Source organism: Amycolatopsis sp. CFH S0740, assembly GCF_004522315.1.
Classification (GTDB): domain Bacteria; phylum Actinomycetota; class Actinomycetes; order Mycobacteriales; family Pseudonocardiaceae; genus Amycolatopsis; species Amycolatopsis nivea.
The window spans coordinates 116,547-131,966 of the sequence record NZ_SDLS01000008.1; the positions used below are offsets into that span (position 1 = coordinate 116,547).

The 15,420-nt window shown below is 70.7% G+C and carries 11 protein-coding genes, 1 pseudogene and 1 riboswitch; of the genes and pseudogenes, 2 read left to right on the top strand and 10 right to left on the bottom strand.

What is annotated here, in order from left to right:
* Positions 1-14 precede the first annotated feature (14 nt).
* From metH to EIZ45_RS16265, 10 genes and pseudogenes are all read right to left on the bottom strand, one after another.
* Complete coding sequence (metH, locus tag EIZ45_RS16220; protein WP_134663484.1) at positions 15-3,620, bottom strand: methionine synthase; 3,606 nt, start codon at positions 3,618-3,620, stop codon at positions 15-17.
* Between the two features lie 17 nt (positions 3,621-3,637).
* A riboswitch (S-adenosyl-L-homocysteine riboswitch) is annotated at positions 3,638-3,714 on the bottom strand.
* Between the two features lie 44 nt (positions 3,715-3,758).
* On the bottom strand, positions 3,759-4,361 hold the full coding sequence (locus EIZ45_RS16225; RefSeq protein ID WP_134663485.1) for a maleylpyruvate isomerase N-terminal domain-containing protein: 603 nt from the start codon (positions 4,359-4,361) through the stop codon (positions 3,759-3,761).
* Positions 4,362-4,365: 4 nt separating this feature from the next.
* Positions 4,366-5,736 carry a carboxylesterase/lipase family protein gene (locus EIZ45_RS16230; RefSeq protein ID WP_240690658.1) on the bottom strand — a complete coding sequence of 457 codons (1,371 nt, stop codon included), beginning with the start codon at positions 5,734-5,736 and terminating at the stop codon, positions 4,366-4,368.
* 203 nt (positions 5,737-5,939) lie between these two features.
* Positions 5,940-6,797 (bottom strand): annotated as a pseudogene (locus EIZ45_RS16235) (YbhN family protein); the annotation flags it as partial.
* Complete coding sequence (locus tag EIZ45_RS16240) at positions 6,749-7,735, bottom strand: glycosyltransferase family 4 protein (protein WP_240690659.1); 987 nt, start codon at positions 7,733-7,735, stop codon at positions 6,749-6,751. The pseudogene EIZ45_RS16235 and the gene EIZ45_RS16240, both read right to left, overlap by 49 nt.
* A gap of 52 nt (positions 7,736-7,787) precedes the next feature.
* Positions 7,788-8,627, bottom strand: coding sequence for an aldo/keto reductase (locus EIZ45_RS16245; protein ID WP_134663488.1), 840 nt, complete (start codon positions 8,625-8,627; stop codon positions 7,788-7,790).
* Between the two features lie 43 nt (positions 8,628-8,670).
* The gene (locus EIZ45_RS16250; protein WP_134663489.1) at positions 8,671-9,006 is read right to left on the bottom strand and encodes an STAS domain-containing protein; all 336 of its coding nucleotides are present in this window, start codon (positions 9,004-9,006) and stop codon (positions 8,671-8,673) included.
* 761 nt (positions 9,007-9,767) lie between these two features.
* On the bottom strand, positions 9,768-10,181 hold the full coding sequence (locus EIZ45_RS16255; protein WP_037818751.1) for an SsgA family sporulation/cell division regulator: 414 nt from the start codon (positions 10,179-10,181) through the stop codon (positions 9,768-9,770).
* A gap of 991 nt (positions 10,182-11,172) precedes the next feature.
* A complete protein-coding gene (locus tag EIZ45_RS16260) occupies positions 11,173-12,045 on the bottom strand; it encodes an alpha/beta fold hydrolase (protein ID WP_134663490.1) in 873 nt (290 codons plus the stop codon).
* Between the two features lie 51 nt (positions 12,046-12,096).
* Positions 12,097-13,032, bottom strand: coding sequence for a LysR family transcriptional regulator (locus tag EIZ45_RS16265; RefSeq protein WP_134663491.1), 936 nt, complete (start codon positions 13,030-13,032; stop codon positions 12,097-12,099).
* Positions 13,033-13,150: 118 nt separating this feature from the next.
* Between EIZ45_RS16265 and EIZ45_RS16270 the strand changes: the two genes are divergently transcribed.
* Positions 13,151-14,020, top strand: a complete 870-nt coding sequence (locus EIZ45_RS16270; RefSeq protein WP_134663492.1) for an alpha/beta fold hydrolase — start codon at positions 13,151-13,153, stop codon at positions 14,018-14,020.
* Positions 14,017-15,420, top strand: a complete 1,404-nt coding sequence (locus tag EIZ45_RS16275; protein ID WP_134663493.1) for an MFS transporter — start codon at positions 14,017-14,019, stop codon at positions 15,418-15,420. Before EIZ45_RS16270 ends, EIZ45_RS16275 begins: the two co-directional genes overlap by 4 nt.

Genomic DNA, 15,420 nt, shown 5'->3' on the forward strand with positions numbered 1-15,420 from the left:
GTTCCCCCTTCGGCTCAGTAAGCCAGATTGGGCCGCAGCCACCGCTCCACTTCGGACAGTTCCTCGCCGCGCCGGGCCGCGTAGTCTTCCATCTGGTCGCGGCCAAGGCGGCCGACCGTGAAGTACCGCGATTCCGGATGCGCGAAGATCAGCCCGCTCACCGCGGCGGCCGGGGTCATCGCGTACGACTCGGTCAGCCCGATCCCCAGCTCGTCGGCGCCCAGCAGCTCGAACAGGTCCTTCTTCTCGCTGTGGTCCGGGCTCGCCGGGTAGCCGAGCGCGGGGCGGATGCCGCGGAAGCGCTCGGCGTGCAGGTCCGCCAGGTCCGGCTGCACGTCCGGCTCGAACCAGCGGCGGCGGGCTTCCAGGTGCAGGTACTCGGCGAACGCCTCGGCCAGCCGGTCGGCCAGCGCCTTCACCATGATCGCCCGGTAGTCGTCGTGTTCGGCTTCGTAGCGGGCCGCCAGGTCCTCCGCGCCGTGGATCCCGACCGCGAACCCGCCAAGGTGGTCGCCGAAACCGGCGGGGGCGATGTAGTCGGCGAGGCACCGGTTCGCGCGGCCGTCCGGCTTCTGCGTCTGCTGGCGCAGCATCGGGAACTTCCAGTCCGAGTACTCGCCGTCGAGCAGGATGTCGTCGCCCTCGGAATGCGCGGGCCAGAACGCGTATGCGCCGCGTGCGGCGAACGAGCCGTTCTCGATGATCTCGTCCAGCAGCTGGTTCGCGTCGTCGAACAGCTCGCGCGCGACCGGCTGGTCGAGGATCGCCGGGTACTTGCCCTTGAGTTCCCAGGCCAGGAACAGGAACTGCCAGTCGATCATCTCGCGCAGCTCGGGAATCGACGGCTCGACCACGCGCACGCCGGTGAACTCCGGCGTCGGGATCTCGTCGAACGACACCTTCTCGGCGTTGGCGCGGGCTTGCTGAAGAGTGAGCATCGGCGTCGAGTGCCGGTTTTCGTGCTGGATCCGCAGCCGCTGCTGCTCCGCGCGGTTGGCGGTGTCCAGCGCGTCCGCGCGGTCGGTGTCGAGCAGGTCGGACACCACGCCGACCACTCGCGACGCGTCGAGCACGTGCACCGTCGTGTGGTCGTACGCCGGGGCGATCTTGACCGCGGTGTGCTGCTTCGACGTGGTCGCGCCGCCGATCAGCAGCGGCAGCTTCAGCCCGCGCCGCTGCATTTCCTGCGCGACCGACACCATCTCGTCCAGCGACGGCGTGATCAGCCCGGACAGCCCGACGACGTCCGCGTGCTCGGCGACCGCGGTGTCGAGGATCTGCGCCGCGGGCACCATCACGCCGAGGTCGATCACCTCGTAGTTGTTGCAGCCCAGCACGACGCCGACGATGTTCTTGCCGATGTCGTGCACGTCGCCCTTCACCGTGGCGAGCACGACCTTGCCCTGCCCGCGGGTGGTCTCGAAGCGGCCCTCGGCCTGCAGTTTGGCCTTCTCCGCCTCCATGTACGGCTCGAGATAGGCCACCGACCGCTTCATCACCCGCGCGCTCTTCACGACCTGCGGCAGGAACATCTTCCCGGAGCCGAACAGGTCGCCGACGATCTTCATGCCGTCCATCAGCGGGCCCTCGATGACCTCGAGCGGCCGGGCGAACTCCTGCCGGGCCTCCTCGGTGTCGTCCTCGATGAAGTCCACGATGCCGTGCACCAGCGCGTGCGAAAGCCGTTCCGCCACCGGGTTTTCCCGCCAGGACAGGTCGACCACGCGCTTGGTCCCGCTGCCCTTGACCGTCTCGGCGAATTCCACGAGCCGGTCGGTGGCGTCCTCGCGGCGGTCGAACAGAACGTCCTCGACGAGTTCCAGCAGGTCCTTCGGGATGTCCTCGTACACCGCGAGCTGGCCGGCGTTGACGATGCCCATGTCGAGCCCGGCGCGCACGGCGTGGAACAGGAACGCCGAGTGCATCGCCTCGCGCACGACGTTGTTGCCGCGGAAGGAGAACGACAGGTTCGAGATGCCGCCGGAGGTGTGCGCGCCCGGACAGCGTTCCTTGATCAGCGGCAGCGCCTCGATGAACGCCTTCGCGTAGCCGTTGTGCTCGCTGATGCCGGTGGCGACGGCGAGCACGTTCGGGTCGAAAATGATGTCCTCGCCCGCGAAACCGGCCTCGCGGGTGAGCAGATCGTAGGCGCGGGAACAGATTTCGACCTTGCGCTCGACCGTGTCAGCCTGGCCCTTCTCGTCGAAGGCCATCACCACGACGCCGGCGCCGTAGTCGTGGATGCGCCGCGCCTGCTCCAGGAACGGGCCCTCGCCCTCCTTGAGGCTGATCGAGTTGACCACGCCCTTGCCCTGCACGCAGCGGAGCCCGGCCTCCAGCACGCTCCAGCGCGAACTGTCGATCATCACCGGGATGCGCGCGACCTCGGGCTCGGTGGCGATGAGGTTGAGGAACGTCGTCATCTCCTGCTCGGATTCGAGCAGGTCGGCGTCGAAGTTGACGTCGAGCAGGTTCGCGCCGCCGCGGACCTGCTCCAGCGCGACGTCCACCGCCGCCTGGTGGTCGCCCGCCTCGATCAGCCTGCGGAACTTCGCCGAGCCGGTGACGTTGGTGCGCTCGCCGATCATCACGAACCCGGTGTCCGCGCCGATCTTGAACGGCTCCAGCCCGGAGAACCGCGTGCTCGGCTCGTGCGCGGGCACCGGACGCGGCGGCAGGCCCTTGACCGCCTCGGCGATCTTCGCGATGTGCGCGGGCGAGGTGCCGCAGCAGCCGCCGACGATGTTGACCATTCCGGCCCCGGCGAACTCGCCGAGCATGCCGCCGGTTTCCTCGGGCGTCTGGTCGTAGCCGCCGAACGCGTTGGGCAGGCCCGCGTTCGGGTGGCACGCGGTGTAGGTGTCGGCGAGCTTCGCCAGTTCCTCCACGTGCGGGCGCATTTCCGCGGCGCCGAGCGAACAGTTGACGCCCACGACCATCGGGCGCGCGTGCGCGACGGAGGTCCAGAACGCCTCGACGGTCTGGCCGGACAGCGTGCGCCCGGACAGGTCGACGATGGTCACCGAGATCCACAGCGGCAGGTGCGGCGCGACCTCGCGGGCCGCGGTGATCGCGGCCTTGCAGTTGAGGGTGTCGAAGATGGTCTCGATCATCAGCAGGTCGACGCCGCCGTCGGCGAGCGCCTTGATCTGCTCGGCGTAGGAGGCCTTGACCTCTTCGTAGGTGACCGCGCGGAACGCCGGGTCCTCGACGCGCGGCGACAGCGACAGCGTGACATTTAGCGGGCCGATCGACCCGGCCACGAAGCGGTCGCCGAACTCGTCGGCGGCCTGGCGCGCGAGCTCCGCGGCGCGCAGGTTCATCTCGCGCACCCGGTCCTGGAGGCCGTAGTCGGCCTGGCCGATGCTGGTGGCGGTGAACGTGTTGGTGGTGGTGATGTCCGCGCCCGCGGCGAGGTACTGGCGGTGCACGTCGAGCACGACGTCCGGCCGCGTGAGGTTCAGCAGGTCCGGGTCGCCGGTGACGTCCTTCTCATGCCCTTCGAGCCAGTCCGCCCGGTAGTCCTCGGGAGCGAGACCGGCCCCCTGCAGCATCGTGCCCCAGGCTCCGTCGAGCACGACGACGCGCTGGTCGAGCAGGTTCCGCAGGTTCTGGGTCATCGCCACCTCCGCATGAGTTCACGGAGGCGCCCTTGGATGGTGGTACCGGCCGAGCGTGGCGGACCACCGGTCCGTTGCAGCGCCTCTCGACCTGGTGGTCAAGACTACCGGATGTGACCAGCCCCCGGGCAGGTGTGTTCACTCCTCGGGATTCGACCGGTCCTCGAGCGGGCTGCCCCGCCACTTCCAGCCGGTCCGCCGGGGCCGTCCGGGCAGGGCGATCCGCCCGGCGCACCAGCGCAGCGCGTCCCAAGCGTCGGGAATCGGCTCCCGCTCGGGGAAAAGCCGCGCGACGACGCGGGCGCAGGTGCCGCGCGGCGGGTCGATCGCGACGCCGAGGCCCTGTGCGATGTCGTCCCCGTGCAGCAGCAGTTCCACGCAGCCCATCGCGGCGAAACCGGCCGGATCGGAGCGGCCGGTCGGGTGGTAGGCGCGCTCGTCCGGTCGGCTGCTCCGGACCGCGGCGGCGAGCAAACGCCCGCCGGTGAGAGCGAATTCGAGCAGTTCGGCCGGGGACGCGTCAGCGTCGGTTTTGGCGAGGAAGCGCACGTAGCGGTCGGCCGGGCGGCTCACGACCTGTGCGGCGTAGGACAGGAGCGTGTCGCCGAGGTGCTCCGCGGTGTAGCGGCAATCCCACTCGAGGTCGCCTGCCGGACGCGTCCAATCGCCGCCGGTGACGGGCTCGAGAGCGGCGGATACGCAGGTGAGGGCATCGTCGAGGTCTTCGGCGCGGACGGTCATCCGGTCAGCGTAGAGAAGCCCAGAACCCGCAGTGGTGATCTTTCGCGAATCCGGTCAGCGGCTGCGCGCCGCCCGGCCGGTACGCGACCGCCTGCCCGGTCGGGCCGCCGCGGACGAACGCCGTCCAGTCGTCGACCATCCGGTCCGCGAGCCGTTGCTGCGCCGGGGTGAATGTCGTTGGCTGCTCGGCGAAATCGAACAGGTAGGGCAGCTCCGCGGTGTGCGTGGCCCCGAGCGGGAACGGTGCCCGCAGCGCGGCCGCCGCCGGCGAGGTCGGGTCGTTGAACTCGTAGGTCGACACGCTGGGCAGCGAACTGGCGAGCCGCGCGGACGGGCAGGCGAACGCCCAGTCGGTCACAGCCGCCGCGTACGCCAGCGATGCGTTGCCGCTGAACGCATCCACCGAGTACTCGCGAGCGACCGCGTCCGCGTGCGGGAAGACGTTGGCAAGCGCTTGCGGGTAGCCGTGCCGCGTGACTTCGCGACCGGCCGCGGCCTGTTCGGCGAGGAAGTACGTGAACTCGTCGTGCGTCGTGCCCAGCATGACCGGCACCGGAGTCGCGGGAACCTTGCCGGGCAGCACCGAACCGCCGGTGACCGGTCCCGGCATCTCGATGCCCGCGATCGAGCCGTACGCCGGTGCGGTCCGGAGTTTCCCGACCGGCAACTCCCGCAGGCACTTCGCGGCGGTCCGGCGGTCGGTGCAGCCGCGCGCGGCGGCGTACTCGATGCTCTTGGCTTCGGCGGCGGGCAGCGTCGCCTGCGCCTGGCACGGTCCACTTTGGATGATCGCGGCGCGGAACAGCCCGCGCGAGCCGGGGGCGACGAGGTGGTCGCACACCGACATCCCGCCCGCGGACTCCCCCGCGATCGTCACCTGGTTCGGGTCGCCGCCGAAGGACGCGATGTTGTCGCGCACCCACAGGAGCGCCTGCTGCTGGTCGAGGAAGCCGTAGTTCCCGGGCTCCGGGCCCAGCGACGGGTCGGCGAGGAAGCCGAGCGCGCCGAGCCGGTAGTTGAGCGTGACGACCACCGCGTCGCCGCGGTCGACCAGCCGGGCGGCGCCGTAGCGGTCGCCGCCGCCGCTGAGGAACGCGCCGCCGTGCAGCCACACCAGGACCGGCCGTCCGGTCTCGCCGGCCGGCGGGGTCCAGACGTTCAGATAGAGGCAGTCTTCGCTGGTCAGGGCTCCGTCGGCGGCCTGCGGACAGCGGGGCCCTGGTTTCGTGGCGTCGCGCTCCCCCGTCCAGGGCTCGACCGGGGCGGGCGGCTGCCAGCGCCGCTGCCCGACAGGTGCGGCCGCGTACGGGATGCCTTGGAAGAGCCGGTGATCGGGAGCGACACTGCCGCGGACAGCGCCGGCTGCGGTGTGCACGACGTCGCCTGCCCGGGTGATCGCCGCGACCGAAGACGCGCAGGCCGACGCGGCCAGAACGGGGACGACGGCCAGCGCCGCGAACCACCGTCGCCGAATCCCCCGAAAAGCCGCCGCCACCGGCCGGACGATACCGGCCGGGCGTCCGGGCCCGGCCGCCGGATCATCCGGCGGAGCGCGAGAACCGCCCCGCCGGGCAGCGTCGAGACCAGACCGAGCACGCCGTAGCCGACCGCGACCGTGACGCCCTGTTCCACGCCCAGTCCGGCGGCGGCGAACGAAACCGCCGCGGTGCCTTCGCGCGGGCCGAATCCGCCGACGTTCAGCGGCATCCCCATCGCCAGCAACGCGAGCACGAGCAACGGCAGCAGGACGGTCAACGGCGCGGTCGTACCGGCCGCGCGGGCGGCGACCACGAACAGCGTCAGATGCCCGGCCACCGCCAGCAAAGACCAGCCGGTGACGCCGGGCCACGCTTCGAGCACGCCGGTCCGGATGTCGGCCGCCCAGACGTGCCGCAGCCGTTTCCGCATCGCCACCGCGACGACGGCCAGCGCCACGATCACGATCCCCAGGCAGATCAGCACCTGCCGCGGCAGCAGCTCCGGCCGGAAGACCACGACGGCCAGTCCGGCGACCACCACCAGGGTCTGCCCGGCGGCGCGTTCGAGCACGACCGCCCGGATCCCGCGGCCGACGTCGCCCGATCGTCGTCCGTGCTGGACCGCGCGGTGGACGTCGCCGAGCACGCCGGCCGGGAGGACGCCGTTGAGGAATTGCGCGCCGTAGTAGTCGCCGACGGCTTCACGGAACGGCAAGTGCAGGCTGAGCCGACCCGCGACCAGCCGCCAGCGCGCGGCGCTCGCGAGCGTGGTCACGACGCCGATGACCAGGGCTATCGCGATCGGGCCCGGTCCCAGAGCCCGCAGGCCGCCGGTGAACGCTCCCGTGCCGAGCCGCCACCACAACGCGGCGATGAGCGCGGCTCCGGCCAGCAGTCGCAGCCACCGCATCAATCCACCGCCAAGATTCCGCGCAACCGGGCCGCAGCGTCGGTCCATCCCTCCAGTGTGCGCGCTCGTGCGACAGCCGCAGCACTGAGTCGTTTCCGCAGGTCAGGGTCGTCGCGCCAGCTCCGGAGCGCGTCCGCGAGCACGGTTTCGTCGCCGGGCGGGATGAGCATTCCTGGCAGCTCTCCGTCCGGTGCCCGGCCGAGCGCGTCCGGTACGCCGCCGACGTTCGAGGCCAGCACCGGGATCCCGCGAGCAAGCGCCTCCGTGACGACCATGCCGTACGTCTCGGCGTGCGAAGGCAGGACGAGCAGGTCGGCTCGGTCGTAGGCGTTCTCCAGCGCTTCTCCGGCGAGCGGGCCGGTGAAACGGGCGCGAGGGTGGCTCAAGCTGTTGGCGTAGGCCGGGTTTCGGGTGCGCGAGCCGACGAAATCCACCTTCAATCCGTCTACTTCGGACAGTGCGTTGAGGAGGATGTCCTGGCCCTTGCGCGGGGTCACCGCGGCGACACAGATCAGCTGGGACACCCCGTCGGTCCCGGTCGCCCGCGGCGCCGGATCGGTCCCCGGCGGTGCGATGTGGACGGTCGCGAGGCCGTGCCGCTGCTCGACGGCGCGGGCGGCGGCCGGGCTGGTGACGATGACCTGGTCCGCCAGGTGGAGCGTCTTCCGTTCGCGGGCGTCGAGGTCAGCCGCGCGCTGCGGGTCCAGGCCGGTTTCGTCGGCCAGCGGGAGATGCACGAGGACGGCCAGGCCGATCCGGTCCGCGTGCCGGGCGAGGACGTCCGGCACTCCGCACGCGATCAAGCCGTCGAGCAGCACTTTCGCGCCGTCGGGCACCTCGGCGAGGACCTGGTCCAGCTGCTGCCGGTCGCCGTCCGGCCAGGTCCCGCCGACCGGCCGCAGCCGCAGCCGCAGTTGCTCGGCCATGCGGCGGTCGTAGGTGTTGCCGCCGCTGGGCACGCCGAGGTCTTCGATGTCGCCGGGCACTACGAAACAGGACAGTCGCACGTCGCCTACACGGGCGGCCGGCCGATCCGGTTCAGCCTTCGAAGGTGTCCGGGTCGAAGCCCGTCCGGCGGCCTTCGTCGAGCCCGCTGAGTACGTCCAGGTCGCCGTCGCTCAGGGAGAAGTCGAAGATGTCGATGTTCTCCCGCATCCGCTTCGGCGACGACGACTTCGGGAACACGACGTTGCCGAGCTGGATGTGCCAGCGCAACACGATCTGGGCAGGCGTTTTGCCGTGTTTCTCGGCCAGTTCGGCCAGCAGCGGGTCTTCGAGGACCTCGCCTTGCGCCAGCGGGCTCCACGCCTCGGTCACGATGCCGTGCGCTTCGTGGTAGGCGCGCAGTTCCGGTTGCTGCAGCGCGGGATGCAGCTCGATCTGGTTGACCGCGGGCACCGTCGCCGACTCGGCGGCCAGCCGTTCGAGGTGCGGGATCTGGAAATTGGACACCCCGATCGCGCGGGCCTTGCCGGCACGCTGCAGTTCCTCGAAGCCGTGCCAGGTGGCGACGTACTTGTCCTGTTTCGGCAGCGGCCAGTGGATCAGGTAGAGGTCGACGTAGTCCAGTTCGAGCCGCTGCAGGCTCCCCTCCAGCGCGTTGATCGCGTTGTCGTGGCCTTGCGCATCGTTCGCCAGCTTTGTGGTGACGAAGATTTCCTCGCGCGGTACGCCCGAATCGCGGATGCCCGCGCCGACGCCTTCTTCGTTGCGGTACATCTGCGCGGTGTCGAGGTGCCGGTATCCGGCCTCCAGGGCTTCGCGCACCGCCGCGGCCGTTTCGTCCGGCGGGATCTGGAAGACGCCCAGGCCGAACTGCGGAATCCGGACGCCGTTGGTGAGTTCGAGCTGCGGAACGCGGTTCGTCTCGATCGTCATGTCGGCGGCCTACCCGTGCGCGGCGGTCGTGAAACTCGCTGAATCAGGCGGCGACCGCCTCGCGGACACCCAGAATTTCATCGGCGCCGGTCACCGAAAGACACCGCCGGACGGCGTGCGCCGGTCCGACCACGACAGTGAGCTGAGGGTTCCGCTGGTGCGCGTCGAGCAGGGCGCGAACGCCCGCGCAGCTCAGAAACGCGACACCGGACAGGTCGACGACCACCGGCCCGGCCAACGGCGCGACGGCCGCCTCGAAAACATGCGCGGTAGCCGCGTCGAGGTCCCCGACCGGTGCGAGGTGAATCGCATCCGCCCGCCTCGTCGCGCGGACAGTCAGTTCCACCGGCGCGGTGACGCCGGGAAGGTGGAGAGTCATGGGTTTGCGCTCCTTTCGCAGAGACCTGCTTGGGGCGCTGACCGCAGTATGGTTCTGGACAACAGCCAACACAGGCGACCGTACGCGTTCTCCCAGTGCGGTCAACCCGGATCACCACGAGGTTCACTCACGCGGCGGCCGAGTCCGCCTGGTCGGGGGGGGCTGACGCTGACGCAGCGGTGACAGGGTGCGCTGGGAAGAAGTCCTACCGGCGCGGTTGTTGGCGGGATGCCGGTTTCGCGGCGACGGTGCGGGGTCGTTCATCGGCCGTTCATGCGGGGGCACCTGGTCGGGGGATGCCCGGTTCGCGGTTCGCCGCTCGCGCCGCGACTGGCGGTTCTTGGAGTGCGGCTCCGCCGGGCTTCAGACTCCGCCTGGCTTCAGTTGGTGCTCGCGGCTCGAGCCCGCCGGGCTTCAGCTGATCCTCGCAGTGCGAGCGCGCCCGGCCTCAGCTGATCCTCGCGGCACGAGCCCACCGGACTTCGGTTGATCCTCGCCACGCAAGCCCGCCCGGCTTCACTTATTCCTTGCGGCACGAGGTCGCCGGGCCCTGGGTGATCTTCGCGGGGCGACTCGGCCCGACTTCAGTGATGATTAAGCCCGCCGGACCTGAGCTGGCCGATGGGCCGATCCGCCCTCGAGCCGAATCCTCGACGCGGCAGGCAATAGTGCAGCGACGAAGCCTCGCCGACTCCCGCAGCAGGTCATCTCCTGCCCGGGAGCCCGCCCGGCCACTGCCGCCCGGTGTCCACTATGGACAGTCAGTCGCGCAGGGCGAGCTTCGCGAGTTCCTCGTCGAAGTCGAAGCAACGGTCTTCGGAACCGACCGGGACCTCGTCGTAGGTGCGGTCGAGGAAGTCGGCGAGTTCGTTCGCCGCCGCCTCCAGCACCGCGGAGCCGTCGGGTGCGTTCAGCTCCACCAGCACGCGGCTGTCGTCGGCGGCGGGACGCACCTGGACGTCTCCGTCGCCGGCCGGGGCGAGCAGGCCGTCGGCGAGCAAGTCCCGCCCGAACAGCCAGCGCACGACTCCGCCGCCCGCGTGGTAGCCGACCGACACCGCGAACGGATCCGCCGGGTCGTATTCCAGATCGGCGCGCACCGGCAGCGGGACGGACCCGAACGTGCGCAGCCCGAAGATGATCGTCGCGCGGACGACCTGCGGTTCGGTTTCCACGACGGCGCCTCCTTCGTTACCCGGTCGCGAACCTGTCCGGACCGAAGTGAATGTTTCTCAATAAGTAACGCGCCGTAAGAGCCTAAGCTGCCCGACGGGGGAGATTTCACCCCAACGGTGGAGATCTACGTCTCAGTCGGCTACGCAAAGGCAGCATTGACAGCAGGATCGGGCAACGCACCCGCCGCCGCCCCCGCCGGACCGGGGCCGCTTCGACCTGCGGAAACGGACCGCCACGATCGTGGAACCGGACGGCCCGAGGGCGCGCGGAAAGATCGTCGCCCGCCTCCCGGAAATATCGGCGACCACCGGGACGAATCGATTCAATGATGAGCGGCGGCTCGGTTGCCGCTCAGCGGAGGTGGCGGCAGAGTCCGGTCTCGACGCCAATGCCAGGAACCCAAGGCGAGGCTGCGGGTGCGGTGTGCGGCGTGGCTGCCCGGGGCGCAGGGACTGCCGGGCTGCGTGGTCCCGGTGAAGTACGTGAGGGGAACCCCGAGGGAGTCTGAGTACCAATGCCAGGAACTTAAGAGGCGCGGCAGGTGCGTTTCGAGGCGTGTTTGCCCAGGTCGGCGGTGCGGCCGGGGTCAGCGGGCCGCGAGGGGCTCCTTGAGGGAATCTGAGTCCCTCAAGGAGCCCCTCGCGGCCCTCACGGACGCGGATTCCCCATGCCAGGACCTTGAGCCGCGGTGCTTACGCCCGAATGGCCGTCCACAAAGGTCTCACCGTCCGGCGAAACGCCCGATTCATCCATATGTGACCGGGTTGGCAGGGTCGTGAGGGGAACCCTGAGGGAATCAGATTCCCTCAGGGTGCCCCTCACGTACGCTCGCCTTGCGCGGCGGCCAGCGGGGCAACGCAGCTCAAGTTCCTGGCATTGGGTCTCGACGCCGGACCGGAAAGCGAATCCGCGTGGGAAGCGGCCGGACAGGGGCAGGTCGGCAGCGACCCGAGCGAGCAGCAGTTCGTCGGGTGTGGAGCTTCGAGAAGGTCAGCGCGTCCGCTCGAGAAAGGCCTCGACGGCGTCCACGACCTCGCCAGGCGCTTCTTCCGGAACGTAGTGGCCGCCGGGGACGACATGACCGGTGACCGCGGCGGGAGCGGCGTGATGGTCCTGCCAGACGCGCACCACGTCGCGCCCGCCGAGTCCGCCCTCGGCGCCCCACAGGAGCAGCAGCGGGGCCCGCACCCGCAGTCCGCTGGCGTGATCCGCCTCGTCGCGTTCGAGGTCGTCCGAGAAGCCGGTCCGGTAGTCCTCGAAGGACGCCCGCAGCCGCGCCGGGTCGCTGAACGCCTCGACGTAGTGCTGGAAGGTCTCCTCGTCGACGGCGCCGGATTCGCGCACCCTGGCGAAGAAATGACCGAGATACGCCTCGACGTTCCCGTCGACCAGCTTCGCCGCCAGCTCCGTGTTCCGGTGGAAGAACCAGTGCCACATCGCGCTCGCCGAATCGCGGTCGAACGAGTTCATGACCACCCTCGTGGGCAGAATGTCCAGCAGCGCCAGCGCTTTGACCTCCGCCGGGCGATCGAGCGCCCAGCGATGCGCGACCCGCGCGCCGCGGTCGTGCCCGACCACCGACGCCGACTCGAACCCCAGGTGATGGATCAGGCCGCTCAGATCCGCGGCGGCGGCCCGTTTGCTGTAGGCCCCGGACCGGGCGAGGCCCGAAGCGCCGTAACCGCGCAGATCCGGGGCGACGACGGTGCGCCCCTGGCTGAGCGGCTCGATCACGTGCCGCCAGCACGCGTTCGTCTGCGGCCACCCGTGCACCAGGACGACCAGCTCCGGCCCGTCGCCTTCGACGCGGTAAGCCAGTTCCACGTCGTCGAGGCGCACCGATTCGAGCGTGTCCCGCGACATAGTTCTCCTTGCGGTCGTTGAGTTTTCTCGCGTCCACAGTGGACGCAACGGTCAGGAAGAGCCCAGCGCCGGATGGCGGGCGAGCAGGTCGTCCAGCCGGGAGCCGACCTCCGCGCAGTTCTGCCGCACCACGGCGAGGAACGCCGCGAGAACCGGCGAGGAGTCGGCGGCTCGGAAGGACATCTGCAAATCCGGCAGCCGGAAGCGGGGCTCGACGTCGCAGAACCGGATGTCGTCGCGAGCGATCATGCGCATCCGGTTCGGGCCGAGCCCGACCCCCGCACCGCAGGCGGCGAGCCCGGCGATCGTGTGGACGTCGCGCGCCAGCGCGGCCCCGTCGAGGGCGGCGGGATCGTGCTCGAACAACGGTCGCAGGTAAGAACCGGCGGCGTCCGCGCTGACCACGAGCGGCTCGCGCGCCAGCTGCCCGGCCTCGACGGACCGCTGCCCGGCGAAGGGGTGCGCCGACGAGACCACGGCGACCAGATGATCCGCGCCGATGGGCACCGTCACCAGGTCCTCCGCCCCGGCTCCGCGAGGGCCGCCGCGCCCCACCGCGACATCCAGTTCGCCGGCGAGCAGGGCCGCGGACGCGGTCGGCGTGTCCAGTTCCTGGAGGACCATCCGGACGTCCGGACGGGCCCGCCGGAACCGGCCGAGCACGCCCGGCAGCGGGTCGAGCAGCGCGGATCCGATGAACCCGAGCCGCAACCGCCCGGTCTCCCCGCGCGCGGCCCGGCCCGCCTCGACGCGCGCGAGTCTCATCTCGGCGAGCGCGCTGTCCGCCCTGGCAAGGAAGGCATTGCCCGCGGCGGTGGGGAAAACGCCGCGCGGGGTGCGGTCGAACAGCCGCTCGCCGACCTCGCGTTCGAGCGCGGCGATCTGGGTTGACAGCGGCGGCTGGGCGATGCCCAGCGACGCCGCGGCGCGGCCGAAATGCTGGTGCTCGGCGAGCGCCAGAGCGTAGCGGAGATGACGGGCTTCCACGCGGCCACGATACGCGGAAAGTATGACGAAGGCTCCTGTCAGATATGTACGTGGATAACGGGGCGGAGCTGCGGTGATCTGGTGCGGTCCGTGATCAACCCTTGCGAAGGGCCCTGGAATGACCCGTCCGTCCTCGTCCGAGACCGTCCTGCTGCTCGTGCACGGCGCCTGGCACGCCGCCCTGCACTGGAGCTCGACCCAGCGCGCGCTCAGCCGCCACGGCCTCGCCAGCATCGCCGTCGACCTGCCCGGCAGCGGGCTCGGCGCGCCCGTCCCCAGCGGGTACTTCCAGCCCGGCCAGCCGGGGCTCGCGGCCGAGAAGTCGGCGCTGAGCGACCTCACCTTGCAGGACAGCACCGACGTCGTGCTCGAAGCGCTGGCCAGCGCCCGCACCCGCTACCGGAATGTGCTGCTGGTCGCGCACAGCGCCGCGGGTTCCGTCGTGTCGGCCGCTGCGGAGCAGGCTCCCGAACTGGTCGACCGCCTCGTGTACCTGTCCGCGTTCGTGCCCGCGGGCCGGCCGCGGTTCTCCGACTACATCGAAGCCGAGGAGAACGCCGGCGCCGTCCAGATTCCGCCGGTCGGCGACCCGGCCGAACTGGGCGCGATCCGGATCAATCCGTTTTCTCCCGACCCCGCGGTCACCGACGTGATCCGCCGGGCGTTCCTGAACGACCTCCCCGCGGACGCGCCGGAATCGTGGCGGCAGTTCCTGCACCCGGATCACCCGTTCTCGCACTACGGCACGCCGGTTCCGCTCTCGGCGGAGCGCTGGGGACGGCTCCCGCGCTCCTACCTCCGGTTGACCGGCGACCTCGCGCTGCCGCCGGTGACACAGGATCTGATGATCTCCGAGGCCGACCAGATGACGCCGGACAATCCGTTCGAGGTGCGTTCCCTGCCGGGCGGCCACTCGCCCTTCGTCATCCGGCCGGCGGAGCTGGCGACGATGTTCGCCGCCGTCGCCTTGCAGCGGTCCTCCCGATGACCACGATGCGGTCCCCCTCCCGGCGGCTTCTCCTGCCGATCATCCTGTCCGGCACGTTCGTGCAGCTGTTCAGCGTCACGGTCATGCAGGTGGGCGTGGTCGACGTCCAGCGGGATCTGGGCGCCGGGGCAGGCGAGAGCCAATTGGTTCTCGCCGCCTACACCCTCGCCTACGCCTGCTCCCTGATCGTTTCCGCGCGGCTGGGAGACAACTACGGCTACCGGAGGATGTTCGTCGCCGGGATGGCGCTGTTCACTCTCGCCTCGGTCGGGGCGGCCGCCGCGCCCGAAGCGTGGGTGCTGATCGCCGGACGGTTGCTGCAGGGTTTCGGCAGCGGGCTGATGGCGCCGCAGATTCTGTCGATCATCCAGTCCGCGGTGGCCCCGGGCCGTCGTGCCGCCGCGTTGAGCGCGTTCGGCGCGACCATGGCGGCCGCTTCGCTCGCGGGCCCGGTGCTCGGCGGGGTGCTCATCCAGCTCGACCCGCTCGGCCTCGGCTGGCGGGCGGCGATGCTGCTGACCGTTCCCGTCGGCATCGCCGCCCTCGCGCTCTCCCCCGCGCTGCCGCCGGACCACGGCGAACGCACGACGGCACGCGTCGACCGGACCGGGGCCGCGCTGAGCCTGTTCGGCTTGGCCCTGCTGGTCTTTCCCCTGACAATGGGGCGGGACGCCGGCTGGCCGTGGTGGACGTGGCTGAGCCTGGCGCTGGCTGCCGCGCTGCTGGCCGGTTTCGCGATTTCCCAGCGCAGGGCGGCGGGACCGCTCATCCATCCGTCCGCATGGGCAGAACCGGCGACGCGATGGGGGCTGGGCATCGTCCTGGTGTTCAACGCCGGAGTGCCGTCCTTCACGCTGTTGCTGGCGATGCATCTGCAAGGCGGGCAGGGCTGGAGTCCGCTTCAGACCGGGTTCGGCATCACCCCGTACGCCGTCGGGGCGCTGGCCGGGAGCGGGATCGCGAAGAGGCTGGGCCGGCGCTTCGGCCCGTGGGCTCTGGCGTCGTCCTCCCTGGCCATGGGATCGGTGTCGCTGGTCGTCCCGGCGACCATCGGCGACCCGGCCCTGCGGTGGCTGTACTGGCTCGCGCTGTGCCTCGGCGGCATCGGGTTCGGCGTGTTCACCGCTTCGGCGTTCACCCAGATCATCGCCAGAGTCCGCCCCGAAGCCGCGACCTCGGTCTCGGGTCTGCTCCCGACGGCACAGCAACTGGGCGGAACCCTCGGCGTCACGTTCGCGGGCATCGCCTACGCGACGTCCGCCGGGAACCCCGGCCGGGCGTTGTGGCACGCGATGACCTACGAGGCCGCGGTGTTCGCGTTGGCCGCCGCCTTCGCTGTCGGGCTGGCGGGCCGCGCGGCTCGGAAAGCACCGGCCCGGACCGGCTCGGCGATCTGCTGA